Origin of the sequence: Streptomyces globisporus (assembly GCF_003501885.1) — a bacterium.
In the GTDB taxonomy this organism is placed as follows: domain Bacteria; phylum Actinomycetota; class Actinomycetes; order Streptomycetales; family Streptomycetaceae; genus Streptomyces; species Streptomyces globisporus_D.
Map to the genome: position 1 here is coordinate 1 of NZ_QWFA01000137.1, position 25,774 is coordinate 25,774.

The following is a 25,774-nucleotide window of genomic DNA, read 5'->3' on the forward strand; positions in this document are numbered from 1 at the left end:
ACTGAACCCGCGCTCGACCGGCGCTGCCGAACCGTGCCGCCGGGGCGGCACGGTTCGGCAGCGCCGGTCGAGCGCGGGTTCAGTAGCGCTGGTTGAGGTAGCCCAGCAGCTCGTCGTGGAGGAGGCCGTTCGAGGCCGCCGCGTTTCCGCCGCCCGGGCCGTCCTCCCCGTCCAGCGAGGTGTACCGGCCGCCCGCCTCCTGGACGACGATCGCGGGCGCCGCCATGTCCCACAGCGACAGCTCCGGCTCCGCGCAGATGTCCACGGAACCCTCGGCGACCATCATGTACGGCCAGAAGTCCCCGTAACCCCGCGTCCGCCAGCAGGCCCGGGTGAGGTCCAGGAGACCGTCGAGGCGGCCCTGTTCCTCCCAGCCCGACAGCGAGGAGAACGCGAACGAGGCGTCCGCGATCCGCCCCACCTTCGACACGTGCATCCGGGTCGCGGAGGTGAGGCTGCGGCCGGTGTACGCGCCCGCGCCCTTCGCCGCCCACCAGCGCCGGTTCAGCGCGGGCGCGGAGACCACGCCCACCACCGGCCGGAAGCCCTCGTCGCCCGCCTCCATCAGCGAGATCAGCGTCGCCCACACCGGCACACCGCGCACATAGTTCTTGGTGCCGTCGATCGGGTCGATCACCCAGCGCCGCGGACCGGTGCCCTCGACCCCGTACTCCTCGCCCAGGATCGCGTCCCTCGGGCGGGCCCGATGCAGATGGCCCCGGATCAGCTCCTCGGCGGCCTTGTCGGCCTCGCTCACCGGCGTCATGTCCGGCTTGGTCTCCACCTTCAGGTCGAGAGCCTTGAACCGGTCCATCGTCGCGGCGTCGGCGGCATCCGCCAGTACGTGGGCGAGGCGCAGATCATCGTGGTAGTCGGACATGCCGCAACAGTATCCAGCGCCGCCGGACGCGGGCTACAGCGCCCCTGCCGCCCGGAACCCTTGACAGCCCCCGGGAGCGCGTCAACTCTGAACGGCAGGATCCCGGGGCGGGGGAGGCGACGATGCCGACAGCGCGGCAGGCCTTGCTGGACGCCGCCCTCCGGGCCCTGGCCGACCGGCCCTGGCGCGCCGTGCGCATGGTCGACGTCGCCACCCTGGCCGGTGTCTCGCGCCAGACCCTCTACAACGAGTTCGGCACCAAGGGCGGACTGGCCGGGGCACTTCTGCGCGGGGCCGCCGACGGCTATCTCGCCGGGGTCGACCGCGCGCTGAGCGCCCCCGCGCCCGACCGTCCGGCCGCCGTCGCGCTCTGGACCCTCCGGGCCGCCCGCCAGGACGCGCTGGTCAGGGCGCTGCTCACGGGGCACTGGGCGGAAGGGCTGCCCCGCCCGGACCGGCGGCCGGGGTCCCGGGGGCGTACGGGCGGGAAGCCGCCGCCGGAGCCCGGTGAACTGCTCGCGCTGGTACGGGACCGGATGGCGGCGGCGTCGCCCGGAGTCGCCGCCGGGCGCTGCGAGACCGTCCTGCGCCTCGCGCTGTCCTGTGTGATCGTTCCGGTGCCGGGCGACGACGTCGCGGACAGCCGCGCGCTCCGACTCGTCCGGGAGGCGGCGCGGCCGGCGGTTCTGGAGAGGGCGGCTGGGGTCAGTGGGCCGAGCCGGACAGCTGGAGGCCGATCACACCGATGATCACCAGGGAGATCGACACCAGCTTCAGGGTGGAGACCACATCGCCGAGGAAGATCATGCCGTAGATCGCGGTCCCGGCGGCCCCGATCCCGGTCCACACCGCGTACGCCGGGCCGACGTCCAGTTTCCGCAGCGCCAGGGTCAGCAGCCCGAAGCTGCCGAGCGCGAAGACGGCGAACGCGATCGTCGGCCAGAGCCGGGTGAATCCGTGGGAGAGCTTCAGACACACGGCGAAGCCGGTCTCCAGCAGTCCTGCGACCACGACCAGCAGCCACGCCATCGTCAGTTGCCTCCCGCATAGGTGACGGCTTCGTCCCACTCGGTGCGATTATGCCTTTACCGGTCGTTGAAGCTCGCAAACATGCCCGCGCCGCCCGGCCGATTGCGGCCGGATGCGCCGTCAGTCGCCCTCGCGCCGCTCGCGGGTGTCGAGGAGCCGGCGCAGGGAGTCCAGGCGCGCCGGGTCGGCGTGACCCTCGGCCACCCAGGCGTCCAGCGCGCATTCGGGCTGGTTGCCGTCGTGGGTGCAGCCGCGCGGGCACTCCTCGGTGCCCGGCTCCAGGTCCGGGAAGGCGTGGATGACGCGCGACGGGTCGACGTGGTGCAGCCCGAAGGAGCGCACGCCCGGGGTGTCGACCACCCAGCCCCGGTCGCCGGGCAGCGGCAGCGCGAGGGCCGAGGTGGTGGTGTGCCGGCCCCGGCCGGTGACGGCGTTGACGTTGCCGGTGGTCCGCCGCCGGTCCTCCGGCACCAGGGCGTTGACCAGCGTCGTCTTGCCGACCCCGGAGTGCCCGACGAAGGCGGTGACCTTGCCCTCCAGCAGCTGGCGCACCCGCTCCGCCGCGTCGCCGTTCTCCAGCTCCTCGCGGCTGGTCACCATGTACGGGACGCCGAGCGGGGTGTACGCCTCCAGCAGCTTGTCCGGCGACGCCAGGTCGGACTTGGTCAGCACGAGCAGCGGGGTGAGCCCGCCGTCGTACGCCGCCACCAGACAGCGGTCGATCATGCGAGGGCGGGGCTCCGGGTCGGCCAGCGCGGTGACGATCGCCAGCTGGTCGGCGTTGGCGACGACCACGCGCTCGTACGGATCGTCGTCGTCGGCCGTGCGGCGCAGCACCGTACGGCGCGGGGCGATCCGCACGATCCGGGCCAGGGTGTCCTTCTCGCCGGAGAGATCACCGACGATGGAGACGGTGTCGCCCACCACGGCGGCCTTCCGCCCCAGCTCGCGGGCCTTCATCGCGACGACGGTCCGGCCGTCGACGAGGCAGGTGAGCCGGCCCCGGTCGACGGTGAGGACCATGCCGTCCTCGGCGTCCTCGTGCTTGGGCCGGATGTGCGTACGCGGCCGGTTGCCCTTGCGGTTGGGGCGGACGCGGATGTCGTCCTCGTCGGGGTTCTTCCCGTAGCGGCGCATGGTCGTCCCTAGGCTCCGAGCATTCCGGTCCACAGGTCCGGGAAGTCCGGCAGGGTCTTGGCGGTCGTTCCCACGTTCTCGATCTCCACGCCCTTCACCGCCAGGCCGATGATCGCGCCCGCGGTGGCCATGCGGTGGTCGTCGTACGTGTGGAAGACGCCGCCGTGCAGCGGGCGCGGGCGGATGTGCAGTCCGTCGGCGGTCTCGGTGACATCGCCGCCCAGCTCGTTGATCTCCTTGGTCAGCGCGGCCAGCCGGTCCGTCTCGTGCAGCCGCAGATGGGCGACCCCGCTCAGCGTGGAGGGGGAGTCGGCCAGGGCGGCGACCGCCGCGATGCCCGGGGTCAGCTCGCCGACCTCGCCGAGGTCCACGTCGATGCCGTGGATCCGGCCCGTACCGGTGAAGGTCAGTCCGCGTTCGGTCAGCTCGCAGGAGCCGCCCATCGCGGTGAAGATCTCGCGCAGCGCGTCGCCCGGCTGGGTGGTGCGCTCGGGCCAGTCCGGGATCGTGACCCGGCCGCCGGTCACCAGGGCCGCGGCCAGGAACGGCTGGGCGTTGGAGAGGTCCGGCTCGATCGTCAGGTCGCGGCCGAGCAGGGCGGAGGGGGAGACCCGCCAGACGTTGGGCTCACCGCCCGTCTCCGGCTCGTCCACCTGGGCGCCGACGGCCCGCAGCATGTCGACGGTCATCCGGATGTGCGGCATCGAGGGGAGCACGGCCCCGGTGTGCCGGACCTCCACGCCCTGGTTGAACCGCGGTGCCGACAGCAGCAGCGCCGAGACGAACTGCGAGGACGACGAGGCGTCGATCGAGACCGGGCCGCCCTCCAGCGCCCCGCCGCCGTGCACGGTGAGCGGCAGCGCGCCGCGCCCGTCGTCGTCGATCCGCGCACCGAGCGCCCGCAGGCCCTCGATCACGCCGGTCAGGGGGCGTTCGTAGGAGCGGGGGTCGCCGTCGAAGCGGATCGGGCCGTCGGCGAGCGTGGCGACGGGCGGCAGGAAGCGCATGACCGTGCCCGCGTTGCCGACGTCGACCGTGGCCGGGCCGTGCAGCCCGGCCGGGATGACCCGCCAGGCCTCGCCCGAGCTGTCCGGGGAGGCCGCGGCGGACGGGCTGCTCGCGGACGAGGAGGAGACGGTCTCCTCGATGCCGACGCCCATGGCGCGCAGCGCGTCGGCCATGAGCAGGGTGTCGCGGGAGCGCAGCGGGCGGCGCAGCCAGCCCGGCTCGGCGGCCAGCGAGGCCAGCACGAGCGCGCGGTTGGTGACCGATTTCGATCCGGGCACGGTGACGGTGGCGTCGACGGCCCCGCTCGCATGGGGGGCGGGCCAGAGGGCGGGCTGCACGGAGCTCTCGGTCATGGCCATTACTTTAGTGGCTTTACGTCGACCCGGATCCTGACCAAAAGGGCGGAAATCATCCCGTAACCAGAGAGTGGTACGGACCGCGCCGGTCCCTCCGGCCTCACCAGCCCAGCAGCCACCGTCCGCCGCCGATCAGCGAGCACAGCGACACCGCGTGGAAGAGGAACAGCCACAGCACCGCCGGGGCGTGCGTGAGGCGGGCCAGCTGGTCCGCGTCGGAGTCCGGGGCGCCGCCGTACCGCCGCTTGGACTGGAGCTCGAACGGCGGCCGCACCCCGCCCAGCAGCAGGAACCACACCACCACGTACGCGAACGCCGACTGCACGTCGGAGGAGGCCAGCCAGGACACCAGGAGGAACGTGGTGCCGGTCAGGATGACGGTGAGGGCCCCGTACACATTGCGGATCATCACCAGCATCACCGCGAGCAGGGCCGTCGCCACCCACAGCAGGAGGGTGATCCTGCCGTTCGTCAGCAGCCAGGCGCCACCCAGGCCCAGCAGGGACGGGGCCGTGTAGCCCGCCGCCGCCGTGAGGATCATGCCGATCCCCGTCGGCTTGCCCCGGCTCACGGTCAGCCCGCTGGTGTCCGAGTGCAGCCGGATGCCGGAGAGCCGGCGCCCGGTGAGCAGGGCCACCAGGCCGTGGCCGCCCTCGTGCGCGATGGTGATCGTGTTGCGGGCGAGCCGCCATATCGGGTTCGGTACGACCGCGATGAGCGCGAGCGTGGCCGTCACCACCACCAGCCACTGCTCGGGAGCGGACTGGGTGCCGGTCACGCGATCCCACAGATCGCCCAATTCGGTGCTGTTCATCGGCCGGGCGACTCCTTGCGGTCGGGGCGGGCGTTCGTGGCAGTCTGGCACTTATGTGCGGACGGTATGCGGCGAGTCGGAAGCCCGAGGACCTGACCGGACTCTTCGGCGTCGAGAAGTGGGAGCCCACCGAGACCCTGGAGCCGGACTGGAACGTGGCGCCGACCAAAGAGGTCTACGCGGTTCTGGAGCGTCCTGTTAAAGACGCGGACGACCGGCGTCCGGTTCGCCAGCTGCGCGCCCTGAAATGGGGGCTCGTGCCGTCCTGGTCCAAGACCCCCGACGGGGCCGCCCGGATGATCAACGCCCGCGCGGAGACCGTGCACGAGAAGCCCTCCTTCCGCCGCGCCTTCGCCCAGCGCCGCTGCATCCTGCCCGCCGACGGCTACTACGAGTGGGTCACCGGCGCGGAGGAGCGGCAGCTGGAGGAGAAGAAGGGCAGGAAGCGCCCCCGCAAGCAGCCGTACTTCGTCACCCCCGCCGACGGCTCCGTCTTCGCGATGGCCGGACTGTACGAGTTCTGGCGCGATGCGACCCTGCCCGGCGACCACGAGAGCGCCTGGTGGGTGACGTGCTCGGTGATCACCACCGAGGCGGAGACCACGCCGCTGGCCGTCGCCCCCGCCGAAGGGCCCGGTGCGCTCGCCGACATCCACCCCCGGATGCCGCTCATGCTCACCCCGGACCGCTGGGACGCCTGGCTGGACCCCTCGCGCACCGGCGAGGACGAGCTGCGGGCCCTGCTGGAGCCGCCGCCCGGCGGGCTGATGCGCGCCTATCCGGTCGCCACCGCCGTCAGCAACGTCCGCAACAACGGGCCCGAACTGCTGGAGGAACTGGCCGCACCGGAGGAGTCCACGCTGTTCTGAGGCGTACGCGGGGGAGGATGGCGCGGTGAGCCGTCAACCACGTACGCAGAACGTCACCACCGACGCCGGTGAGGCCCGGATCACCTGGGTCCCCGCATCCGCACCCCGCCGCGTGCTCGCCGTGAGCCACGGGGCGGGCGGCGGGATCGAGGCCCGTGACCTGAAGGCGCTCGCCGCCGCCCTGCCCGGACACGGCGTCACCGTCGCCCTGGTGGAGCAGCCCTGGCGGGTGGCCGGCAAGAAGGTCGCGCCCGCCCCGAAGACCCTGGACGCCGGCTGGCGCGGACTGTGGCCCGCCCTCGCCGCCCCCGGGCTCCCCGTCATCGCCGGAGGCCGCAGCGCCGGGGCCCGCGTCGCCTGCCGGACCGCCACCGAACTGGGCGCGGTCGCCGTCCTCGCGCTCAGCTTCCCGCTGCACCCCCCGGGCAAGCCCGAGAAGTCCCGCGCCGACGAACTCCTCGGCACCGGCGTGCCCACGCTGGTCGTGCAGGGCGGCAACGACCCGTTCGGCAAGCCCGGCGAATTCCCGCCCGGCTCGTACACGCTGGCCGAAGTGCCCCACGGCGACCACGGGTTCGCGGTGCCGAAGCGGTCCGGCCTGACCGAGGAACAGGCGATGGGCATCCTCACCGAAGCGGTCACCGGGTGGCTCACGTCACTCGGATGACCCGGCGCCCGCCGGCCGGCACGCCCGTCGCACGCGTGTCACCGGTCCCGGGAATGCTCCGCGCCGGGGCGCTGTTGTTCGGGACGTCGGTACAACAACGTCGTACGTGGAGAGGGAGTCCGTCGCATGGGTTCGACCATCTGCCCCAGCCGCTCGAACGCCGCTGACCTGGAGTGGACCGTGCTGCCTGCGGCGAGGACCACCTCCGAGCGGCCCCTGGGCGGGGGTAATCGACAGGCCGCCACCAGGCAAGGTCGACTATTCTCCGAGGCGAGCGGGTCCGGTTTCGGCTCCGCCACATCGTTGGAGGAGGTGGGTCCGGTCACTGGGACCGACACAGGGACCGACGACGGCCGCGCACCCGAGACGCCCGCCGAGCGCAACGCGCGCTTCGAGCGGGACGCGCTCGGCTTTCTCGACCAGATGTACTCGGCCGCGCTGCGCATGACGCGCAACCCCGCCGATGCCGAGGATCTGGTCCAGGAGACCTACGCGAAGGCGTACGGCTCCTTCCATCAGTTCCGTGAGGGCACCAACCTCAAGGCGTGGATGTACCGCATCCTCACCAACACCTTCATCAACTCGTACCGCAAGAAGCAGCGGGAACCCCAGCGCAGCGCCGCCGAGGAGATCGAGGACTGGCAGCTGGCCCGGGCCGAGTCGCACATGTCGACCGGTCTGCGCTCGGCGGAGTCCCAGGCCCTCGACCATCTCCCGGACTCCGACGTGAAGTCGGCGCTCCAGGCGATTCCCGAGGAGTTCCGCATCGCCGTGTATCTCGCCGATGTCGAGGGCTTTGCCTACAAGGAGATCGCGGACATCATGGGGACTCCCATCGGTACGGTGATGTCCCGGCTGCACCGCGGCCGTCGCCAGCTGCGCGGCATGCTGGAGGACTACGCCCGTGAGCGCGGGCTCGTCGCGGCCGGTGCCGGTGACTCGGACGATCGGAAGGGCTCGGCCTCATGAGCTGCGGAGAGCCGCACGAGACGGATTGCTCGGAGGTCCTCGACCATCTCTACGAGTTTCTCGACCGGGAGATGCCCGAGGGCGACTGCACGAAGTTCGAGGTGCACTTCGAGGAGTGCTCCCCGTGCCTGGAGAAGTACGGCCTGGAACAGGCCGTGAAGAAGCTGGTCAAGCGCTGCTGCGGACAGGACGACGTCCCGACCGACCTGCGCTCCAAGGTGATGGGCCGGATCGACCTGATCCGGGCCGGCGAGGCCGTGCCCGATCAGGACGTGACCGTGCAGGAAACGGACCGGTCGGCGACCGCCGCCGAATAGTCACCCGAATGTGCTAATCGGATCCGTAGCGGCTCGGTGAGCCGCACAACTCGCTAGCGTGGCGCGTCCATCGACCATGCTGGGGGGCGAGTGCGGGCGTGAGCGGCACACCGGCGGCGGCGCGTGCCTGCATCCTGGCCGCCGTCCTCTGCGCGATCTGGTGCACGCTCCCCGCGTACGCCCCCGATGCCCCGGTCCCCTGGGGCACGGCTGTGCTGTTGGCCGCCCTCGGGCTCGGCTGCGGGGCGGTCGGCCGCCGCTCCCCGTCCGGAGGCCCCGGACCGGTCGCCGCCGGAGCGTTCCTCCCGATCCTCCTCGCCGCCGCCTTCCTGCTGCCGCCCGCGGCCGCCGCGCTGGTGGCGGCGAGCGGTTCCCTGGCCGGGCGGGTCGAGCAGCCGCCGTACGCGGCCCGCCGGATCTGGCGGGCCGCGCAACTCGCCCTCACGTGCGCCGCCGCCTCCTGGGCGTACGCCGTCCTCGGCGGCCCCGCGACCCTCGGCGGCGGGGGAGCGGCCCCGGACTTCCCCCGCGCCCTGCTGCCCGCCTGCGCCGCGGCGCTCGCCTTCAGCCTGGTGCTGACCGCGCTCGACGCCGTCGTCCTCGCGGCGGCGGAACGCAGACCCGTGCTCCGCAGCGTGTACGAACTCCTGCCGCCGGCCCTCGGTCCGCATCTGGTGCACGCGCTCGCCGGGCTGATGACGGCCGTCCTGTGGCGGAGCCCGTACGGCCCGCTCTCGGCGCTCCTCGTGCTGCTCCCGATGTACCTCTCCTGCTGGGTGTTCGCGCAGTACCACCGCGAACGGTCCGCCCACCGCGCCACCATCCGCGCCCTGGTGCACGCCGTCGACATCAAGGACACCTACACCCGTGGCCACAGCGAACGCGTCGGCCGGGCCTCCGTTCTGATCGCCCGTGAACTCGGCATGGACGACCGCCGGGTGGAGGGGCTCCGGTTCGCCGGGATCCTGCACGACATCGGCAAGCTCGGCGTCCCCACCCGGGTGCTGCGCAAGGACGGTCCGCTCACCCCGGAGGAGCGGCGCGTCATGGAGCTGCACCCGGAGTACGGGCACGAGATCGTCCGGGGCATCGGCTTCCTGGACGAGGCCCGCGACGCGATCCTGCACCACCACGAACGGCTCGACGGCAGCGGCTACCCGTACGGGCTCAGCGGCTCGCGCATCCCCGAGTTCGCCCGGGTCGTGGCCGTCGCCGACGCCTTCGACGCGATGACCTCCACCCGCTCCTACCGCCGCGCCCGCCCGGTCCCCGCCGCGCTCGCCGAGCTGAAGCGGTGCGCGGGCAGCCAGTTCGACCCGCAGATGGTGGGGGCGCTGGACCGCGCCCTGCGCCGGCACGGCTGGAGCGCCGCCGACACCGCCGTCACGGCCGACGAACCGCGCGAGCCGTTCGGTGCGGCGACCGGGCTCCGCCAGGACACGCCCCCGATCCCGCACGCCCGGAGCGCCGCTCCGCTGTCCGGGCCGTTCCGGGACCGCCGCCGGTGAGGGCCCCGTACGGGAGCGACCCGCTCGCCCCGGCCGTCCTCGCGGTGCGCGGGGCCGCCCTGCTCCTCGCCCTCGCCGCGCTCGCCCACACATCGGTGCACGGACTCGCCGAGCCGGGCCTCGCCCTGGTCTTCGGGCTCCTGGTCGCCGCCGGTGAGCTGGTCCGCCGGGGCGCCGCCGGGGAGCGGGAGCCCGCGCCGCTCGCCGCGGCCGGGGCGCTCGCGTACGCCCTGCTCGGGGACAGCGCCGGGCGGCCGACCACGCACGGGGCGCTCCAGGCGATCGCCGTGGTGGTCGCCGCGCAGGCGCTCGCCGCCGTACCGCGCAGGGCGCGCGGCCGTCGCACGGACGCCGACCGGGCCGCCCGCAGGACCCTGACCGTGGGCTTCGCGGCGGTCTGCTTCCAGCCGCTGTACGCCTCCGGGCAGGCCGAGCGCTGGTTCGGCGACGGTCCGTGGTTCCCGCTGTTCCCGCTCGGGGTCCTGACGCTGACCGCCCTGTGCGACGCCGTGCTCGCCGCCCTCCTGGCGCGTTCGGCGGCCCGCGCCGAGGGGCCCGGTGCCCTGCCCCCGTACGGATCGCTCCTGGTCGACGAGGTGCGCGCGCTCGCCGGGGTCGGGACCGCGATCGGGGCGACCGGGGTCGTGACGGCACTGGGCGTCGCGGTCGCCGGACCGTGGGCGCCGGCGGTGCTGTGCGGGCCGCTGCTGCTCACCCAGGTCTCCGCCCGCCGGTACACCGCCGCCCGCACGACCTGCGGGCAGACGATGGCCTCGCTCGCCCGCGCCACCGAGATCGCCGGGTACACCCCGCCCGGCCACGCCCGCCGGGTCGCGGCGCTCGCCACCGCCGTGGGCCGGGAACTGGGGCTGACCGGGCCCCGGCTGACCGTCCTGGAGCACGCCGCCCTGATGCACGACATCGGCCAGCTCTCCCTCCTCGACCCGGTCGCCGACGGGGCGACCGCCCGGCTGCCGGCCGCCGAGCAGCGCCGGATCGCCCTGCTCGGCGGGGCCGTGGTCCGCCGTACCGGGGCCGGTCCTGAGGTCGCGGCGGTGGTGGAGCAGCAGGCCGATCCGTACCGGGAACAACTGCTCGCCGCCAGGATCGTCAGGACGGTCAACGCATACGACGACCTGTGCGGGGAATGCGTCGGCGGGCCGCTCGGCGCGCTGGAGCAGCTCAGGCTCGGCACCGGGCACGACCACCAGCCACAGGTGGTCGAGGCGCTGGGACGCGTCCTCGCGCGGGGCGGTCTGACCCCGGCCGGAGCTGGGTAACCCATGGGTAATGAGCGGGCGTCCACCCGGGCATGGTTGGATGCGAAAGCAGAGTGGATGACGAGGGTGTCCAGTCGGGACAGGCGGGAATCGTGAGGATCTTCGGGAAGGTACGGCATCGGCCGTCCGCCTCTTGGCGGCAGGCCACGGACCGCGCGTTCACGCTGATCGGCGACGGCCGGTACGAGGACGCGGGGGCGCTGCTGACGCGTGCGGCGGATCTGGAGCCCTGGCTCTCGGAGTCCTGGTTCAATCTGGCACTGCTGCACAAGTTCCGGCACGACTGGGAGCAGGCGCGCGCGGCGGGCCTGCGGGCGGTCGCGCTGCTGGACCGCGAGTCCGGCGCCCCGGACTGGTGGAACGTGGGGATCGCGGCCACCGCGCTGCAGGACTGGCCGCTGGCGCGGCGGGCCTGGCAGGCGTACGGGCTGAAGGTCCCCGGCGGCGGCCAGCACAGCGCGGCCACCACCGAGCCGACCGGCATGGAGCTGGGCAGCGCCGCCGTGCGGCTCTCGCCGGAGGGCGAGGCCGAGGTGGTCTGGGGCCGTCGGCTCGACCCGGCCCGCATCGAGGTGCTCTCGATCCCGCTGCCGTCCTCCGGGCGGCGCTGGGGCGAGGTCGTCCTGCACGACGGGGTGCCCAACGGCGAGCGGGTCACCGCGGCCGGGCCCGCGTATCCGGTGTTCGACGAGATCGAGCTGTGGGCGCCCTCCCCGGTGCCGACCTGGGTGGTGCTGCTGGAGGCGGCGACCGAGGAGGACCGGGACGCGCTGGAGAAGCTGGCGTCGGACGCCGGGTTCGCCGCCGAGGACTGGTCCTCGTCCGTGCGCCTGCTGTGCCGGGCGTGCTCGGAGAGCCGGATGGAGAGTGACGAGGGCGACGGGGAGCACCTGGACCCGCACGACCACAGCGAGCCGGGCCACCCCGGGCCGCTCGGCCACCGCACCGCCGGGGCCGGCGACCTCTGGGTGCCCGAGCGCGAGTGCGGTCTCGCCGCACCCGCCGGACTGGTGCGCGGGCTGCTGGACGGCTGGGTCGCCGACAGCCCGGACAGCCGCGAGTGGCGGGATCTCGAAGAAGTCTGCTGACCGCTGCCCGTAGGCTGTAGGCGCACCGATCGCGGTGCGGTTCCCCCAGGTTTTGCAGGAAGGCGTACGGCGGACATGTCGCAGCAGGAGACGGACGGGCGGATCGACGTGGACGACGAGGGGTTCGTCGTCGACACCGAGGACTGCGAGGAGCGCGAGGCGGCCTACCGCGCGCGCGGCACCTCGCGTCCGATCACGGTCGTGGGCAACCCGGTGCTCCACAAGGAGTGCAAGGACGTCACCGCGTTCGACGACGAGCTGGCCCGGCTGATCGACGACATGTTCGCCAGCCAGAAGACGGCCGAGGGCGTGGGCCTCGCGGCCAACCAGATCGGCGTGGACCTGAAGGTCTTCGTCTACGACTGCCCGGACGACGACGGCAAGCGCCACACGGGCGTCGTCTGCAACCCGGTCCTGGAGGAGCTGGCCCCCGAGATGCGGGTGCTCGACGACTCCAACGAGGGCTGCCTCTCGGTCCCGACCGCGTACGCCTCGCTCGCCCGCCCCGACTACGCGGTGGTGCGCGGCCAGGACGCCCAGGGCAACCCGATCCGGGTCAAGGGCACCGGCTACTTCGCGCGCTGCCTCCAGCACGAGACGGACCACCTGTACGGCTACCTGTACATCGACCGGCTCTCCAAGCGGGAGCGCAAGGACGCGCTGCGGCAGATGGAAGAGGGCACGCCGCGCTACGAGACCGTCCCCAACGACTGAGGTCTCTCAGGCGGCGTCGGCCGTGGCCGCCGGGCCCCGGAAGGTCCGGCGGTAGGCGTTCGGCGTCGTACCGAGCGTGCGCACGAACTGGTGCCGCAGCGTCGCCGCCGTGCCGAAGCCCGTCTGCCCCGCGATCGTGTCGATCGTCCGGTCGGAGGTCTCCAGCAGGTGCTGGGCCAGCAGCACCCGCTGCCGCAGCAGCCAGCGGTAGGGCGTGGTCCCGGTCTCCTGCTGGAACCGCCGGGCGAAGGTGCGCGGCGACATGTGCGCCTGCGCGGCCAGCTGTTCCACCGTCATCTCCTGGTCGAGGTGCTGCTCCATCCACGCCAGGGTCCCGCCGACCGTGTCGCAGGCGTTCCTGGGCAGCGGCCGGTCGATGTACTGCGCCTGGCCGCCGTCCCGGTGCGGCGGGACCACCATCCGCCGGGCGATGGTGTTGGCCGCGTCCTGCCCGTACTCCTGGCGGACCAGATGCAGGCAGGCGTCGATCCCGGCGGCGGTCCCGGCCGAGGTGATGACCGGGCCCTCGTCGACGTACAGCACGTCCGGCTCCACGATCGCCCTCGGGTAGCGGCGGGCCAGATCCGCCGCGTGTCGCCAGTGCGTCGTGCAGCGGCGGCCGTCCAGCAGCCCGGCCGCGCCGAGGACGTACGCCCCCGAACAGACGCTCAGCACCCGCGCACCGCGCTCCACGGCCCGGCGCAGCGCCGACAGGGCCTCTTCCGGGTATGACCGGTCCATGACGCGACTGCTCGCGGGGACGGCGACGAGGTCGGCCTCCTCCAGCCGGTCCAGGCCGTGGGGCGTGCTGATGGTGAAGCCCGCGTGGGTGCGCAGGTGGGGTCCCTCGGCGGAGACCACCGCGAAGTCGTGCACCGGCAGGCCCTCTTCGCTGCGGTCGAGTCCGAACACCTCGCACAGCACGCCGAGTTCGAAGGGGTGGACCTCGTCCAGCAGCAGGACGGCGACATTTTTCAGCATGGGGTCAGTGTGGCAGTAATTCGATGCTGTGTGGCAGTGCTGCCACTGACCAAAATGCTCCGGGCGGACGAAGGTAGAGGCATGAACCTCTTCCTGAACTACCTCGTCGTGACCGCCCTCCTCGCCCTCGTCCTCCTCCCCGCGGGCCTCGGCCTCGCACGTGAGCGCCGCATCGACCGCCAGCTGCGCGACGCCGCCCGGAGGGAGGCGGAACCCACGGAGACGGAAAGCGCCGCGCGGCCGGTCGCGGCCACGCGGCGCTCCCGCCCGAAGGGCTGGGCGAGGGCCTAGGGGGCCCCGCCGCCGGCCCCGGAGGCGAGACCTGCTCAGCCGACGACGGAGAAGAAGACCGAGGTGTCCTCGGCCCACCAGAACGAGCCTTCACCGTCAGCCCATTCCGCGTACCAGCCGTCGAGAGCCTCGATCAGCTCGTTCAGTTCGTACCTGAGGTCGGGGTCGATCCGGTCCAGCACCTCGCGGTAGGCCGTGATGGCGGGCCCCGCCTTCTGCATCGGCCAGCACCCGATTTCCGGCGAACCTTCCACGGGCCGGGGAATGTGAAAGGCGATCTCGGACGGCGGGCCGCTGAAGATGTACTGACTGGGCAGCAGGTCCGCGGCGACGCCCGCCGCGCTCAGTCGGTCGTCCAGAGTGGTGAAGACGGTGATGGGGCTGCGGTAGCTCGCCAGCGTGGACATGTCGCTGCCGTTGTGGTCGATGACTATCTGGAGAGCCGCGTAGTAGGCGCTTCCGGCCCATTCGGCGGGGGAGTCGGCCCGTCCGGAGACGAGTTGCTCCAGAGCGTCCTGCACCGGCAGCCCCCAGTCCACGCCCTGATGGTCCAGGTCTTCCTGACGGGCGCGGGCCACCTGCCGCATCTTGTCCAGCAGCCGCAGGCCGTCGGCGCTCAGGTCCTTCGCGGGAAGGAACTGTGCGATCTCTCCACGATTCGCCATGCTGTAATTCACGATCTTGCTCATGGGCGCATTCTCCCAAGAGGCTCGCACGGTCGGTCCCGCTCAGTGCCCGCTGCTCTCGTAATGGCGGGACTGCCGCTCCCAGAAGCGGTACGCGCCGTACATGAGCACGACGCCGATGGCCGGAGCGCCCCAGGCGAGCCATTCCGGCACGGCCAGTTCCTCCCCCCGTTCCATCAGCACCGTCGCCGGCAGATAGGCGACGAAGGCCAGTGGGAAGACGAAGGTCAGCCCGAAGCCGGCCACCGGGCCGAAGATCTTCAGCGGGTAGTTGCCGAAGTCGCTGAAGATCATGTCGATGGCGAACTTGATGGGAGAGACCCTCTTCATCCTGAAGACCAGCGCGGAGGCGGCCAGTTGCAGGGAACCTTCCACCAGCGCACCGCCCACCACGGCGAGCAGGAGGAAGCAGACGGCTCCCGGTGACCAGTCGACCGGCGCGGAGGCCGAGGCGATGGACAGGAGAACCACTCCGCCCGCCAGGTCACCGAGCGAGCTCAGCCGGACCCTGCGGGTGAGGAGCTGGACCAGCGGTGGCACCGGACGGACGAGATAGCGGTCGTAGTCGCCCTCGATGACGACCTCGTCGACGTGGATCAGCTGGTGACCGGGGAGCAGCCACAGCCCGTGGGCGGTGAGCCTGATTCCGTAGAGGAAGGCGATCTCCGCCAGGCCCCAGCCGCCGACCTGCCCGAAGCGGTCCAGCACCGCCCAGATGAACGCCAGCCCGACGCCCTGGTAGAACAGGCCGCCGATGATGTTGATGAACAGGTTCCCCCGGTACTGGAACTCGGCCCGGAACGCCGCACCGGCCAGCAGCAGATAGACGCGTGCACCTCGCATCGCCCTCATCCCCCCTGCGACATGACGCGGCGCCGGGCGCGCGACCAGACGAACGCGGCCAGCGCGCCGAGCGCGCCGATCCAGGCGAGCTGGACCCCTAGGGCGGCCACGATGCCCAGGCCCTCGACCTGGCCCAGGTAGACGGCCGCGGGGGTGTACGCGGTGGCCTGGAACGGCAGCCATTCCGCGGCCGCCCTCACCGGTCCCGGCATGAACCACAACGGGACCAGGGCCCCGGAGAAGAACTGTGCGACGAAGCGGTAGGCCATCAGGGCGCCGCTGACCTCCAGGGTCCAGAACGAGACCATGCCCAGCAGCAGCCCGAGCAGCTGGTTCACGAGCAGCGCGCCGATCAGCGCCACCGGGTAGGCGAACCCCGCGGCCGCCGAGGCGGGCGCCCGGCCCGCGCCGATCAGCAGCGCGAACGGCAGGGCCACCACCAGGACCGGGACCGCGGCCGATGCCCACCCGAGTTGGCCGGAGAGCATCTGCCCGGGAAAGCCGACGGGCCGCAGCAGGTCCACGGCGACCTTGCCCTCCCGTACCCGCTGGTCGATGGGGGAGGACCGCCACGGGCTGACGAGCTGGTACTGGAGCGTCGTCAGCGTCGCGTACGCCGTCATGGTGGTGAGGCTGAGCCCGTCCACCTCCGCGCGGCCGTCGTAGAGGGCCTTCCAGACCACCGTCAGCAGCCAGATCTGGAGGAGCATCATGGCGAAGGACGACAGATAGGCCGTGCGGTAGGTGAGGGCGGCGCGGAACTCCATCCGGGCGCAGGCGAGATGGGACCGGAGCAGCGCCCTCAGTGGCTGCTTCGCGGAGGCGGGGGTCGTCTTCGCGGAGGCTGGGGCCGTCGGGGCGGTCATCCGCGGTCCGCGTAGATCCGGTGGATGACGCTCTCCAGCTCGGGTTCCACGATCGAGAGGTCGGTCACCCGGTGCCGCTCCAGCACCGCGGCCACCAGTTCGGCTGGCGGGGTGCGGACGGGGTCGAAGCGCAGCCACACCTTGCCGTCCTCGCGGCGGACGACCTCCGCGCCTTCGACGCTCTCCAGCCGGTCGGTCTGCACCACGAGTTCGCGGTGCGGCGCGTAGCGGGCCTTCAGCTCGTCCACCGCGCCGTCGTAGGCGACCTTGCCGTGGTCGATGAGGATGATCCGGTCGCAGAGTTCCTCGACGTCGTCGAGGTCGTGGGTGGTGAGGACGACCGTGGTGCCCGATGCGCGGTTCAGCTCCCCGACGAAGGTGCGTATCCGCTCCTTGGCGATGACGTCGAGCCCGACGGTCGGCTCGTCCAGATAGAGGATGTCCGGGTCGTAGAGCATCGCGGCGGCGAGGTCGCCGCGCATCCGCTGGCCCAGGGAGAGCTGGCGGACGGGAGTGTCGAGGAACGGACCGAGGCCGAGCACCTCGCTGAACTGCCGCTGCCTCTCGCGGAACCGGGCCTCCGGAACGTCGTAGAGGCGGCTGATCAGCCAGAGCGAGTCCCGCAGCGGCAGGTCCCACCAGAGCTGGCTGCGCTGGCCGAAGACCACGCCTATCCGGCGGGCGTTGCGGGACCGGTCCCGCCAGGGTGTGGCACCGGCGACCGTGACCGTGCCGGAGGTCGGGACGAGGATGCCGGTGAGCATCTTGATGGTGGTGGACTTTCCCGCACCGTTGGGGCCGAGATAGCCGACCATCTCGCCCTGCTGGACCGTGAAGTTCACGCCGTCGACGGCACGCTTGACGGTCTGCTCACGCGTCAGCAGCGTACGGAGGCCCGCGAAGCGGCCCTCCTGCCGTGTGGGTCGGCTGAACTCCTTGACGAGGTCGGCCACTTCTATGACGGGCATGTCCGCCTCTCTGAAACGATCCGGGCCCGGTCGGGCGTGATCGATCTGAGAGTGTGCACGCCGAGAATTGGTCTGGTCCAATCATTTTCTGTTCCGCCGTTCCTCGTCCTGCCGTGACAGGACGCGGAAGGCCCCACCGTGCTCGGCACGGTGGGGCCTTCTGTCGTACGGAATCCGGAAGGGGCCTAGAAGTCGTCGTCGAACCCGACCGAGCCCTCGACCGCCACCTGGTAGGCGGACGGGCGGCGCTCGAAGAAGTTCGTCAGCTCCTGGACGCCCTGCAACTCCATGAAGGAGAACGGGTTCTCCGAGCCGTACACCGTCGGGAAGCCGAGGCGGGCGAGCCGCTGGTCGGCGACGCACTCCAGGTACTCGCGCATCGACTCGGTGTTCATGCCCGGCAGGCCCTCGCCGCACAGGTCGCGGCCGAACTGGAGCTCCGCCTCGACGGCCTCCTTCAGCATGTCGGTGACCTGCTGCTGGAGCTCGTCGTCGAAGAGTTCCGGCTCCTCCTTGCGGACGGTGTCCACGACCTCGAACGCGAAGTTCATGTGCATCGTCTCGTCACGGAACACCCAGTTGGTGCCCGTGGCGAGACCGTGCAGCAGACCGCGCGAGCGGAACCAGTACACGTAGGCGAACGCCCCGTAGAAGAACAGCCCCTCGATGCAGGCCGCGAAGCAGATCAGGTTCAGCAGGAAGCGACGGCGGTCCGCCTTCGTCTCCAGCCGCTCGATCTTCTCGACGGAGTCCATCCACTTGAAGCAGAACTGCGCCTTCTCGCGGATCGAGGGGATCTCCTCGACCGCGTCGAACGCCGCCGCCCGGTCGTCCGGGTCGGGCAGATAGGTGTCCAGGAGCGTCAGATAGAACTGGACGTGCACGGCCTCCTCGAAGAGCTGCCGCGACAGGTACAGCCGCGCCTCCGGGGAGTTGATGTGCTTGTACAGCGTCAGCACGAGGTTGTTCGAGACGATCGAGTCACCGGTCGCGAAGAACGCCACCAGTCGGCCGATCATGTGCTGCTCGCCCGGCGACAGCTTCGCGAGGTCGGCGACGTCCGAGTGGAGGTCGACCTCCTCGACGGTCCAGGTGTTCTTGATCGCGTCCCGGTAGCGCTCGTAGAAGTCCGGGTAGCGCATGGGACGCAGGGTCAGCTCGAATCCCGGGTCGAGCAGGTTCTTGTCTTCGGTGGAGCTCATTACTGGCAGGCCTCGCAGGACTCGGGGTTTTCGAGGGAGCAGGCGATGGCGTCCGCGTCAGGAGCCGAAGCCTGCTGTACGGGAATGGGGGCGGCGGCCGACGTCTGGCCGGACGCGGCACGGGCGATCCGGGTCGCCGGGCGTGAACGCAGGTAGTACGTCGTCTTCAGCCCCTGCTTCCAGGCGTACGCGTACATGGAGGAGAGCTTGCCGATCGTCGGCGTCTCCAGGAACAGGTTGAGCGACTGGCTCTGGTCGAGGAACGGCGTACGGGCCGCCGCCATGTCGATCAGACCGCGCTGCGGGATCTCCCACGCCGTGCGGTACAGCGCCCGCACGTCCTCGGGGATCCAGGCGAAGCCCTGCACCGAACCGCTGGCCTCGCGCAGCGCCTCACGGGTGCGGGCGTCCCACACGCCGAGCTTCTTCAGCTCGTCCACCAGGTAGGCGTTGACCTGGAGGAACTCACCGCTGAGCGTCTCGCGCTTGAACAGGTTGGAGACCTGCGGCTCGATGCACTCGTACACGCCGGCGATCGAGGCGATCGTCGCGGTCGGCGCGATGGCGAGCAGCAGGGAGTTGCGCATCCCGGTCTTCGCGACCCGGGCGCGCAGGGCGTCCCAGCGCTCCGGCCAGTTCAGCTCGGTGTCGTAGTGGTCGGGGTGGAGCACCCCGCGCGCGGCCCGGGTCTCGGACCATGCGGGCAGCGGGCCGGAGCGCTCGGCGAGGTCGCAGGACGCCTCGTACGCGGCCAGCATGATCCGCTCGGAGATCTTCGTGGAGAGCGCGCGCGCCTCGGGGGAGTCGAAGGGCAGGCGCAGCTGGAAGAAGACGTCCTGGAGGCCCATCGCGCCCAGGCCCACCGGCCGCCAGCGGGAGTTGGAGTTCCCGGCCTGCTCGGTCGGGTAGAAGTTGATGTCCACCACCCGGTCGAGGAAGGTGACCGCGGTACGGACGGTGGAGTCGAGGCGCTCCCAGTCGATCGAGCCGTTCGCGACGAACGCGCCCAGGTTGACGGAGCCCAGGTTGCAGACCGCCGTCTCGCCGTCGTTGGTGACCTCCAGGATCTCCGTGCACAGGTTCGACGAGTGCACGACCCGGCCCGGCTCGGCGGTCTGGTTCGCGGTCCGGTTGGAGGCGTCCTTGAACGTCATCCAGCCCTGGCCGGTCTGCGCGAGGGTCCGCATCATCCGGCCGTACAGCTCACGCGCCGGCATCGTCTTGCGGGCCAGGCCCTTGGCCTCGGCCGCCCGGTAGGCCGCGTCGAACGCGTCGCCCCACAGGTCGACCAGCTCGGGCACGTCCGCCGGGGAGAACAGCGACCACTCGGTGTCCGCGTCGACCCGGCGCATGAACTCGTCCGGGATCCAGTGCGCCAGGTTCAGGTTGTGCGTACGCCGCTGGTCCTCACCGGTGTTGTCGCGGAGCTCCAGGAACTCCTCGATGTCCGCGTGCCAGGTCTCCAGGTAGACCGCCGCGGCGCCCTTGCGCCGGCCGCCCTGGTTCACCGCCGCCACGGAGGCGTCCAGCGTCTTGAGGAACGGCACGATGCCGTTGGAGTGCCCGTTGGTGCCCCGGATCAGCGAACCCCGGGCGCGGATGCGGGAGTACGACAGACCGATGCCGCCCGCGTGCTTCGAGAGCCGCGCCACCTGGTGGTAGCGGTCGTAGATCGAGTCCAGCTCGTCCTTCGGCGAGTCCAGCAGATAGCAGGAGGACATCTGCGGGTGCCGCGTACCGGAGTTGAAGAGGGTGGGGGAGGAGGGGAGGTAGTCCAGCTTGCTCATCAGCCCGTAGAGCGCGGCGACCTCGTCCAGCGCCCGCGCCGACTCGTCCTCGGCCAGGCCCGCGGCCACGCGCAGCATGAAGTGCTGCGGGGTCTCGATGACCTGCCGGGTGATCGGGTGGCGCAGCAGGTAACGGCTGTGCAGCGTACGGAGACCGAAGTAGCCGAAGCGGTCGTCCGCGCCCTCGGCCAGCGTCCGCTCGACCAGCTCGTCCAGCGCCTTCGCGTGCAGTTCGACGAAGGCCGCGGTGCGGTCGGCGATCAGGCCCTCGCGGTGCCCCACGGCGACCGAGGCGGAGAAGGACGTCGCGCCCTGGCCCGCGGCCTCGTCCGCGATGGAGAGGGTCAGCAGCCGGGCGGCCAGCCGGGAGTACGCCGGGTCCTCGGAGATCAGCCCCGCCGCTGCCTCGGTGGCCAGCGTGCGCAGCTCGGCCTCGTCGGAGCGGGCGTTGCGCCCGCGCAGTGCTGCGGCGGCGACCCGTCCGGGGTCGGTGTCGGCAAGGTCGACGGTGAGGTCGGTCAGGGTCCGCAGCAGGGCGGTCCCGGGTCCGTCGTTCGGGGCTTTCCCGGCCGGGGTCGACTCGGCGGATTCGGTGGCTGAAACCGGATCGGCGGGCGCGATGGTCACTGGGCTTTCCCTCGCTCGGCAGGGGGCCGGCGGAAGGAGGGGGAAGCCGGGCAGCGCGAAACCCGGGGCGGGGCAGCACTGCTGACGGCGTCCACCGGCCTGTCCGCGAGGCCCGGACGTCTGGCGTCCGGTTCGGTCGAGCCGGACGCGCTGTCGACAGGTCTTCGGACTTGCAGGTGCGCAAAAGCGCACTGATCACACCGTTGCGGGACAGTTCCGGATTCGCACCGGATTCCCCTGCGGCGACAGCGAGGTCGAGCATACATGTGGGGGCCGCCAGATGCTGCGGCCCCCACATGTTGTGTCGTGTCGATTTCCTGTGCCCCTCAGGACACCGCCTCCAGGCGCAGCCTGAAGGTCAGGAGCCGTAGGCCCGGCACCGGCTCCCAGTCCCGTTCGGGGGTCCGCAGAAAGCCGAGCCGACGGTAGATCCTATGGGCTGAGAGCATGGCCGGCTGCGTCGACAGCACCAGCGCCCGGACACCCTCCGTCGACCGGGCCCGCTCGATGCACGCCCGTACGAGAGCCTCTCCCACGCCCCGTCCGCGCCCCTCGCGGGCCACGGCCAGCATCCGGAATTCGGCCTCGCCCGGACCGGCGATGTCGCGCCACGGCGTGCCGGGAGCGGCGTACGTCACACCGCCCAGCACCGCCCCGTCCGCGTCGATCGCGACCAGCACCTCCGCCTCGGCGGCCCGCTGTTCCACCGCTCGCAGTCTGAGCAGATACGGGTCCTGCGGGCCGTCGAGCAGGCCGTCGCCGAGATACGCCTCGGCGACGATCCCGCCGAGCACGGCGTACTCGGCGGGCTCCGCCACCCTGATCGTCAGGTCCATCAGCCGCTCGCTCCCACCTCGTTGTCCGGTGCGCCGTCACCCACCGGTGGCAGATCGCCGCGCTCGACCGGCTGCCGCCCGGAGGCCTCCCCGGCCGGCGGCAGAACCTGGTCCAGCTCGTAGTCGTCGGCGCGATGGGCGGCCTGGGCCGCCGACCGCAGCGTCGCCCGGTCCATCTCCTGGCGTGTTCCGCTCAACGTCACCACGAGGTCGCCCTGTTCCCGGGCGTACGCATGGCCCGACTCCGTGGCCCGGTACCACTGTTCACCGTCCCGCTCGCACGTCACCAGGGGCTCCTGGTCGCTGCCCGATGCGGGTCCGTCCGTGCAGTCGGCGTCGGCGTGCGGGAGACGTTCCACCGACAGCCGGATCTGCCCGCCGTCCGGCTCGGTGTACACGCTGCCGAACCCGTCGTCGCCGAGCACCCCGACCGACTGGCGGGCCAGGGCGTAGCCCGCGGCCTCGGTCACCCACACATGCTCCGCGACGAGCTGCGCGGCGCTCGCCCGTGCCTCCAACTCCGCCCGGTCGGGCGCCGGATCGGCCGAACCGCTCGGGCCCGCCGCTCGGGTGTCGGGCGCCGGCTCGGTGCCGCAGCCCGTCGCCGCCAGGGCCAGCGTCATGGCCAGCGTCGTGGTCAGGAGGGGGAGCCGGAGCCGGGGTGACCGGTAGTGCGGTGTCATGGGCACATCCTTGTCTACGGTGAGGGCCGGGTGTTCCGCACGGCCATGTCGGTCGGGGCGCGAGAAGGGGCCGCCGCGCCCCTGGACGGGATGCGGCGGCCCCGGTGGCGGCCGGCGGTGCTCAGCAGCAGCGGAAGCCCTCGCGGGGGTCCGCCTCGCGGGCATCCGTGCGGCTGCGTTCGAAGGCGCGGCGGCTCATCACCGGCGCGTCCGGATCGTGCGCCTTCGCGTGCGCCACATAGCGGTCGTACGTGGACTCGCCGGTCAGCTCACGGACGTACCAGCGGATCCGTCCGGCCACCCGTCGTACGTCCGTGACCGTCATGTCCGGCTCCCCGTCTCCGCCGGCTCCTTGCGGATGCCGCCCTCGGGTCCGACGCCGGCGGCGATCAGCTCGGCCTTCTCCTCCTTGGTGGCGAAGAGCGAGGCGGGAGCGACGAGTTTGGACTCGACGTACGGCGCCTCGTGGAGCTTGACGCTCTCCGGGTCGCGGATGGCCTTGTAGCAGACCCGGCCCGCGTCCACGAGCACCACGATGATGAGGAGGGCGAAGAGCGCGCTCAGCACCCCGTCGACCGTGGAGTTGGTGACGACGGTCCGCATGTCGTCCATGGACTTGGCCGGCGCCAGCACCTCGCCCGCGTCGATGCCCGCCTGGTACTTGTCGCGCTGGGCGAAGAAGCCGACCTTCACGTCGTCGGAGAAGATCTTCTGCCAGCTCGCGGTGAGCGTGACCGCCACGTCCCAGGCGAGCGGGACCGCGGTGACCCACGCCCACTTCAGACGGCCGGACTTGACGAGCAGGACGGTGCAGACGGCCAGCGCGACGGCGGCCAGCAGCTGGTTGGCGATACCGAAGAGCGGGAAGAGCTGGTTGATGCCGCCCAGCGGGTCGTGCACGCCGACCCAGAGGAAGTACCCCCAGCCGCCGACCACGACGGCGCTGGCGAACCAGACGCCCGGCTTCCAGCTGACCTCGCGGAACGGCTTGTAGGCGTTGCCCAGCATGTCCTGGAGCATGAAGCGCCCGACCCGGGTGCCGGCGTCCACGGTCGTGAGGATGAAGAGCGCCTCGAACATGATGGCGAAGTGGTACCAGAACGCCTTCATCGCGGTCCCGCCGACCACCGCGGAGAAGATCTCCGCCATGCCGAGCGCGAAGGTCGGCGCACCACCGGTCCGGGAGAGCAGGCTCGCCTCCTCGACGTCCGCGGCCGCCTGGGCCAGGGCGTCCGGGGTGATGGTGAAGCCGAAGTTGGCCACGGCCTGGGAGGCGGACTGGACGCTGTCGCCGATCACGCCGACGGGCGCGTTGATGGCGAAGTAGAGGCCGGGGTCGATGATGCAGGCGGCGATCATGGCCATGATCGCGACGAACGACTCGACCAGCATGGAGCCGTAGCCGATCATCCGGATCTGCGTCTCCTTCTGGACCATCTTCGGCGTGGTGCCGGAGGAGACCAGGGAGTGGAAGCCGGAGAGCGCGCCGCAGGCGATGGTGATGAAGACGAACGGGAACATCGAGCCGGCGAAGACCGGGCCCGAGCCGCTGGAGGCGAAGTCGGTGACCGCGGGCATCTTCAGGGTCGGCAGGGCGACGACCACGCCGAGGGCCAGCAGCCCGATCGTGCCGACCTTCATGAAGGTGGAGAGGTAGTCGCGCGGGGCCAGCAGCAGCCACACGGGGAGCACGGAGGCGAGGAACCCGTACACGATCATCCAGATGACCAGCGTGCCCGGCTCCAGCGTGAAGACGTCCGCCCAGGACGACTCGGCGACCCAGCCGCCCGAGACGATCGCGAGGAGCAGCAGCGCGACGCCTATGAAGGAGACCTCGCTGACCTTGCCGGGCCGCAGGACACGCAGATAGACGCCCATGAAGAGGGCGATCGGGATCGTCATGCCGATGGAGAAGACGCCCCACGGCGAGTGCGCGAGCGCGTTCACGATGACCAGCGCGAGGACCGCGAGCAGGATGATCATGATGATGAAGACCGCGACCAGGGCGGCGATCCCGCCGACCGGGCCTATCTCGTCGCGCGCCATCTGACCGAGCGAACGGCCGTTGCGGCGGGTCGAGAAGAAGAGCGTCACCATGTCCTGGACGGCGCCGGCGAAGATGACGCCGACGACGAGCCAGATCGTGCCGGGCAGATAGCCCATCTGCGCGGCGAGCACGGGGCCGACCAGCGGCCCCGCTCCGGCGATGGCGGCGAAGTGGTGGCCGAACAGCACCCGGCGGTCGGTGGGGTGGAAGTCGACACCGTTGTCCAGCCGTTCGGCCGGGGTCGCGCGGTTCTTGTCGGCCTTCAGGACCCGGTTGGCGATGAACCGGGAGTAGAAGCGGTACGCGATGGCGTACGAACCGAGGGCCGCCGCCAGCATCCAGGCGGCCGAGACCTCTTCACCCCGCGAGAGCGCGAGGGTGGCCCAGCCGATGGCGCCGGCCAGCGCCACCAGGCTCCAGACGGCTATGGACTTCGGGGTCGGCCCTCGCCGCCCCGCTGCTGGTGAAACCGGTGGTGCTGGTGTGGGCGATTCCGGCATATCGATCCGTCCCCTCGCGCGATCCTTGTCGTAACGTGCGCGAAATCTAAGTGGTGCGGCCGCTCTCCGGAACCCCTGTCCGCATACCGGTCGCGCATCACCGATGTCTCCACCGAAGTTCCGCGATTGGTGCACGGACGGCAGGCGGAATCGGTTCACGGGCATCCTGCTCCACCGAGGATGACCGAAAAGGGGCGGTGGCCCGGGGAGTCGATCCCCGGGCCACCGCCCTGTGTCCATCGCGTCGGCGCCTGCGGCTCTCAGTCCGTCGGGCGCTTGAGGCGCGCCACGAACTTGTAGCGGTCACCCCGGTACACCGAGCGCACCCACTCGACCGGTTCGCCCTGGCCGTCCACCGAATGGCGGGACAGCATCAGCATCGGCAGACCCACGTCCGTACCCAGCAGCCCCGCTTCCCGTGGCGTGGCGAGCGAGGTCTCGATGGTCTCCTCCGCCTCGGCGAGACGGACGTCGTACACCTCGGCGAGCGCGGTGTAGAGCGAGGTGTACTTCACCAGTGAACGGCGCAGCGCCGGGAAGCGTTTGGCCGAAAGATGCGTGGTCTCGATCGCCATCGGCTCGCCGCTGGCGAGCCGCAGCCGCTCGATGCGCAGCACCCGGCCGCCCGTCGAGATGTCCAGCAGACCGGCGAGCGTGTCGTCCGCCGTGACATAGCCGATGTCCAGCAGCTGGGACGTCGGCTCCAGTCCCTGGGCACGCATGTCCTCGGTGTACGAGGTGAGCTGGAGGGCCTGGGAGACCTTCGGCTTGGCGACGAAGGTGCCCTTGCCCTGGATGCGCTCCAGCCGTCCCTCGACGAC

27 protein-coding genes and 1 riboswitch are annotated in these 25,774 nt (G+C 71.6%); of the genes, 10 read left to right on the forward strand and 17 right to left on the reverse strand.

Features of this window, described 5'->3' with window-relative positions; all coding sequences use genetic code 11:
* Positions 1-79: 79 nt before the first annotated feature.
* The gene (gene hisN / locus D3105_RS23455; protein ID WP_118905035.1) at positions 80-880 is read right to left on the reverse strand and encodes a histidinol-phosphatase; all 801 of its coding nucleotides are present in this window, start codon (positions 878-880) and stop codon (positions 80-82) included.
* Between the two features lie 122 nt (positions 881-1,002).
* Here hisN and D3105_RS23460 point away from each other — a divergent pair, with 122 nt between their 5' ends.
* Positions 1,003-1,629 (forward strand): TetR/AcrR family transcriptional regulator, encoded by a 627-nt coding sequence (locus D3105_RS23460; RefSeq protein WP_118905036.1) that lies wholly within the window; start codon positions 1,003-1,005, stop codon positions 1,627-1,629.
* On the opposite strand, the gene D3105_RS23465 is transcribed toward D3105_RS23460, so the two are convergent.
* The 4 genes from D3105_RS23465 to D3105_RS23480 all read right to left on the reverse strand — a co-directional run bounded on the left by D3105_RS23465 (position 1,586) and on the right by D3105_RS23480 (position 5,224).
* Positions 1,586-1,909, reverse strand: a complete 324-nt coding sequence (locus tag D3105_RS23465; RefSeq protein ID WP_030576828.1) for a DMT family transporter — start codon at positions 1,907-1,909, stop codon at positions 1,586-1,588. The two genes, D3105_RS23460 and D3105_RS23465, sit on opposite strands and share 44 nt — an antisense overlap.
* Before the next feature lie 120 nt (positions 1,910-2,029).
* A complete protein-coding gene (rsgA, locus tag D3105_RS23470; RefSeq protein WP_118905037.1) occupies positions 2,030-3,046 on the reverse strand; it encodes a ribosome small subunit-dependent GTPase A in 1,017 nt (338 codons plus the stop codon).
* Between the two features lie 8 nt (positions 3,047-3,054).
* Complete coding sequence (gene aroA / locus D3105_RS23475) at positions 3,055-4,407, reverse strand: 3-phosphoshikimate 1-carboxyvinyltransferase (protein ID WP_118905055.1); 1,353 nt, start codon at positions 4,405-4,407, stop codon at positions 3,055-3,057.
* Positions 4,408-4,510: 103 nt separating this feature from the next.
* Positions 4,511-5,224 carry a M50 family metallopeptidase gene (locus D3105_RS23480; protein WP_118905038.1) on the reverse strand — a complete coding sequence of 238 codons (714 nt, stop codon included), beginning with the start codon at positions 5,222-5,224 and terminating at the stop codon, positions 4,511-4,513.
* A 53-nt stretch (positions 5,225-5,277) separates the two neighbouring features.
* Here D3105_RS23480 and D3105_RS23485 point away from each other — a divergent pair, with 53 nt between their 5' ends.
* The 8 genes from D3105_RS23485 (at position 5,278) to def (ending at position 12,636) form a co-directional block, all read left to right on the forward strand.
* The gene (locus D3105_RS23485) at positions 5,278-6,093 is read left to right on the forward strand and encodes an SOS response-associated peptidase (protein WP_118905039.1); all 816 of its coding nucleotides are present in this window, start codon (positions 5,278-5,280) and stop codon (positions 6,091-6,093) included.
* Positions 6,094-6,118: 25 nt separating this feature from the next.
* Entirely contained in the window at positions 6,119-6,760 is a 642-nt protein-coding gene (locus tag D3105_RS23490) for an alpha/beta family hydrolase (RefSeq protein WP_118905040.1), read from the forward strand.
* Positions 6,761-7,072: 312 nt separating this feature from the next.
* On the forward strand, positions 7,073-7,729 hold the full coding sequence (locus D3105_RS23495; RefSeq protein WP_010061546.1) for a sigma-70 family RNA polymerase sigma factor: 657 nt from the start codon (positions 7,073-7,075) through the stop codon (positions 7,727-7,729).
* Positions 7,726-8,046 (forward strand): mycothiol system anti-sigma-R factor, encoded by a 321-nt coding sequence (rsrA, locus tag D3105_RS23500; protein WP_118905041.1) that lies wholly within the window; start codon positions 7,726-7,728, stop codon positions 8,044-8,046. Before D3105_RS23495 ends, rsrA begins: the two co-directional genes overlap by 4 nt.
* A 98-nt stretch (positions 8,047-8,144) precedes the next feature.
* Entirely contained in the window at positions 8,145-9,554 is a 1,410-nt protein-coding gene (locus D3105_RS23505) for an HD-GYP domain-containing protein (RefSeq protein WP_118905042.1), read from the forward strand.
* On the forward strand, positions 9,551-10,834 hold the full coding sequence (locus tag D3105_RS23510; protein ID WP_118905043.1) for an HD-GYP domain-containing protein: 1,284 nt from the start codon (positions 9,551-9,553) through the stop codon (positions 10,832-10,834). Before D3105_RS23505 ends, D3105_RS23510 begins: the two co-directional genes overlap by 4 nt.
* 92 nt (positions 10,835-10,926) lie before the next feature.
* Entirely contained in the window at positions 10,927-11,922 is a 996-nt protein-coding gene (locus D3105_RS23515) for a tetratricopeptide repeat protein (RefSeq protein ID WP_006127468.1), read from the forward strand.
* 75 nt (positions 11,923-11,997) lie between these two features.
* A complete protein-coding gene (def, locus tag D3105_RS23520) occupies positions 11,998-12,636 on the forward strand; it encodes a peptide deformylase (protein WP_118905044.1) in 639 nt (212 codons plus the stop codon).
* A 6-nt stretch (positions 12,637-12,642) separates the two neighbouring features.
* Here the strand turns inward: def and D3105_RS23525 are convergent, their stop codons facing one another.
* Positions 12,643-13,617 (reverse strand): GlxA family transcriptional regulator, encoded by a 975-nt coding sequence (locus tag D3105_RS23525; protein WP_118905045.1) that lies wholly within the window; start codon positions 13,615-13,617, stop codon positions 12,643-12,645.
* A gap of 81 nt (positions 13,618-13,698) precedes the next feature.
* On the opposite strand from D3105_RS23525, the gene D3105_RS23530 reads away from it, so the two are divergent.
* Entirely contained in the window at positions 13,699-13,908 is a 210-nt protein-coding gene (locus tag D3105_RS23530) for a hypothetical protein (RefSeq protein WP_118905046.1), read from the forward strand.
* Between the two features lie 35 nt (positions 13,909-13,943).
* Here the strand turns inward: D3105_RS23530 and D3105_RS23535 are convergent, their stop codons facing one another.
* From D3105_RS23535 to D3105_RS23585, 11 genes are all read right to left on the reverse strand, one after another.
* Positions 13,944-14,597 carry a DUF7691 family protein gene (locus D3105_RS23535; RefSeq protein ID WP_118905047.1) on the reverse strand — a complete coding sequence of 218 codons (654 nt, stop codon included), beginning with the start codon at positions 14,595-14,597 and terminating at the stop codon, positions 13,944-13,946.
* 39 nt (positions 14,598-14,636) lie between these two features.
* On the reverse strand, positions 14,637-15,437 hold the full coding sequence (locus D3105_RS23540) for an ABC transporter permease (RefSeq protein ID WP_118905048.1): 801 nt from the start codon (positions 15,435-15,437) through the stop codon (positions 14,637-14,639).
* A gap of 5 nt (positions 15,438-15,442) precedes the next feature.
* Positions 15,443-16,303, reverse strand: coding sequence for an ABC transporter permease (locus tag D3105_RS23545; protein WP_206272862.1), 861 nt, complete (start codon positions 16,301-16,303; stop codon positions 15,443-15,445).
* Complete coding sequence (locus D3105_RS23550; protein WP_029182369.1) at positions 16,300-17,271, reverse strand: ABC transporter ATP-binding protein; 972 nt, start codon at positions 17,269-17,271, stop codon at positions 16,300-16,302. Before D3105_RS23550 ends, D3105_RS23545 begins: the two co-directional genes overlap by 4 nt.
* Before the next feature lie 185 nt (positions 17,272-17,456).
* Entirely contained in the window at positions 17,457-18,473 is a 1,017-nt protein-coding gene (locus D3105_RS23555) for a ribonucleotide-diphosphate reductase subunit beta (RefSeq protein ID WP_118905049.1), read from the reverse strand.
* A complete protein-coding gene (locus D3105_RS23560) occupies positions 18,473-20,887 on the reverse strand; it encodes a ribonucleoside-diphosphate reductase subunit alpha (protein WP_118905050.1) in 2,415 nt (804 codons plus the stop codon). Before D3105_RS23560 ends, D3105_RS23555 begins: the two co-directional genes overlap by 1 nt.
* A 138-nt stretch (positions 20,888-21,025) precedes the next feature.
* Positions 21,026-21,149: riboswitch (cobalamin riboswitch) on the reverse strand.
* A 64-nt stretch (positions 21,150-21,213) separates the two neighbouring features.
* Positions 21,214-21,723, reverse strand: coding sequence for a GNAT family N-acetyltransferase (locus D3105_RS23565; protein WP_118905051.1), 510 nt, complete (start codon positions 21,721-21,723; stop codon positions 21,214-21,216).
* Positions 21,723-22,406, reverse strand: coding sequence for a hypothetical protein (locus tag D3105_RS23570; RefSeq protein WP_118905052.1), 684 nt, complete (start codon positions 22,404-22,406; stop codon positions 21,723-21,725). Before D3105_RS23570 ends, D3105_RS23565 begins: the two co-directional genes overlap by 1 nt.
* A 121-nt stretch (positions 22,407-22,527) precedes the next feature.
* Positions 22,528-22,731, reverse strand: a complete 204-nt coding sequence (locus D3105_RS23575) for a YbdD/YjiX family protein (RefSeq protein ID WP_118905053.1) — start codon at positions 22,729-22,731, stop codon at positions 22,528-22,530.
* Positions 22,728-24,953, reverse strand: coding sequence for a carbon starvation CstA family protein (locus D3105_RS23580; RefSeq protein WP_118905054.1), 2,226 nt, complete (start codon positions 24,951-24,953; stop codon positions 22,728-22,730). The genes D3105_RS23575 and D3105_RS23580 overlap by 4 nt, the downstream gene beginning before the upstream one ends.
* Before the next feature lie 260 nt (positions 24,954-25,213).
* On the reverse strand, positions 25,214-25,774 hold a 561-nt coding region (locus D3105_RS23585; RefSeq protein ID WP_133305702.1), incomplete at its 5' end, for a GntR family transcriptional regulator.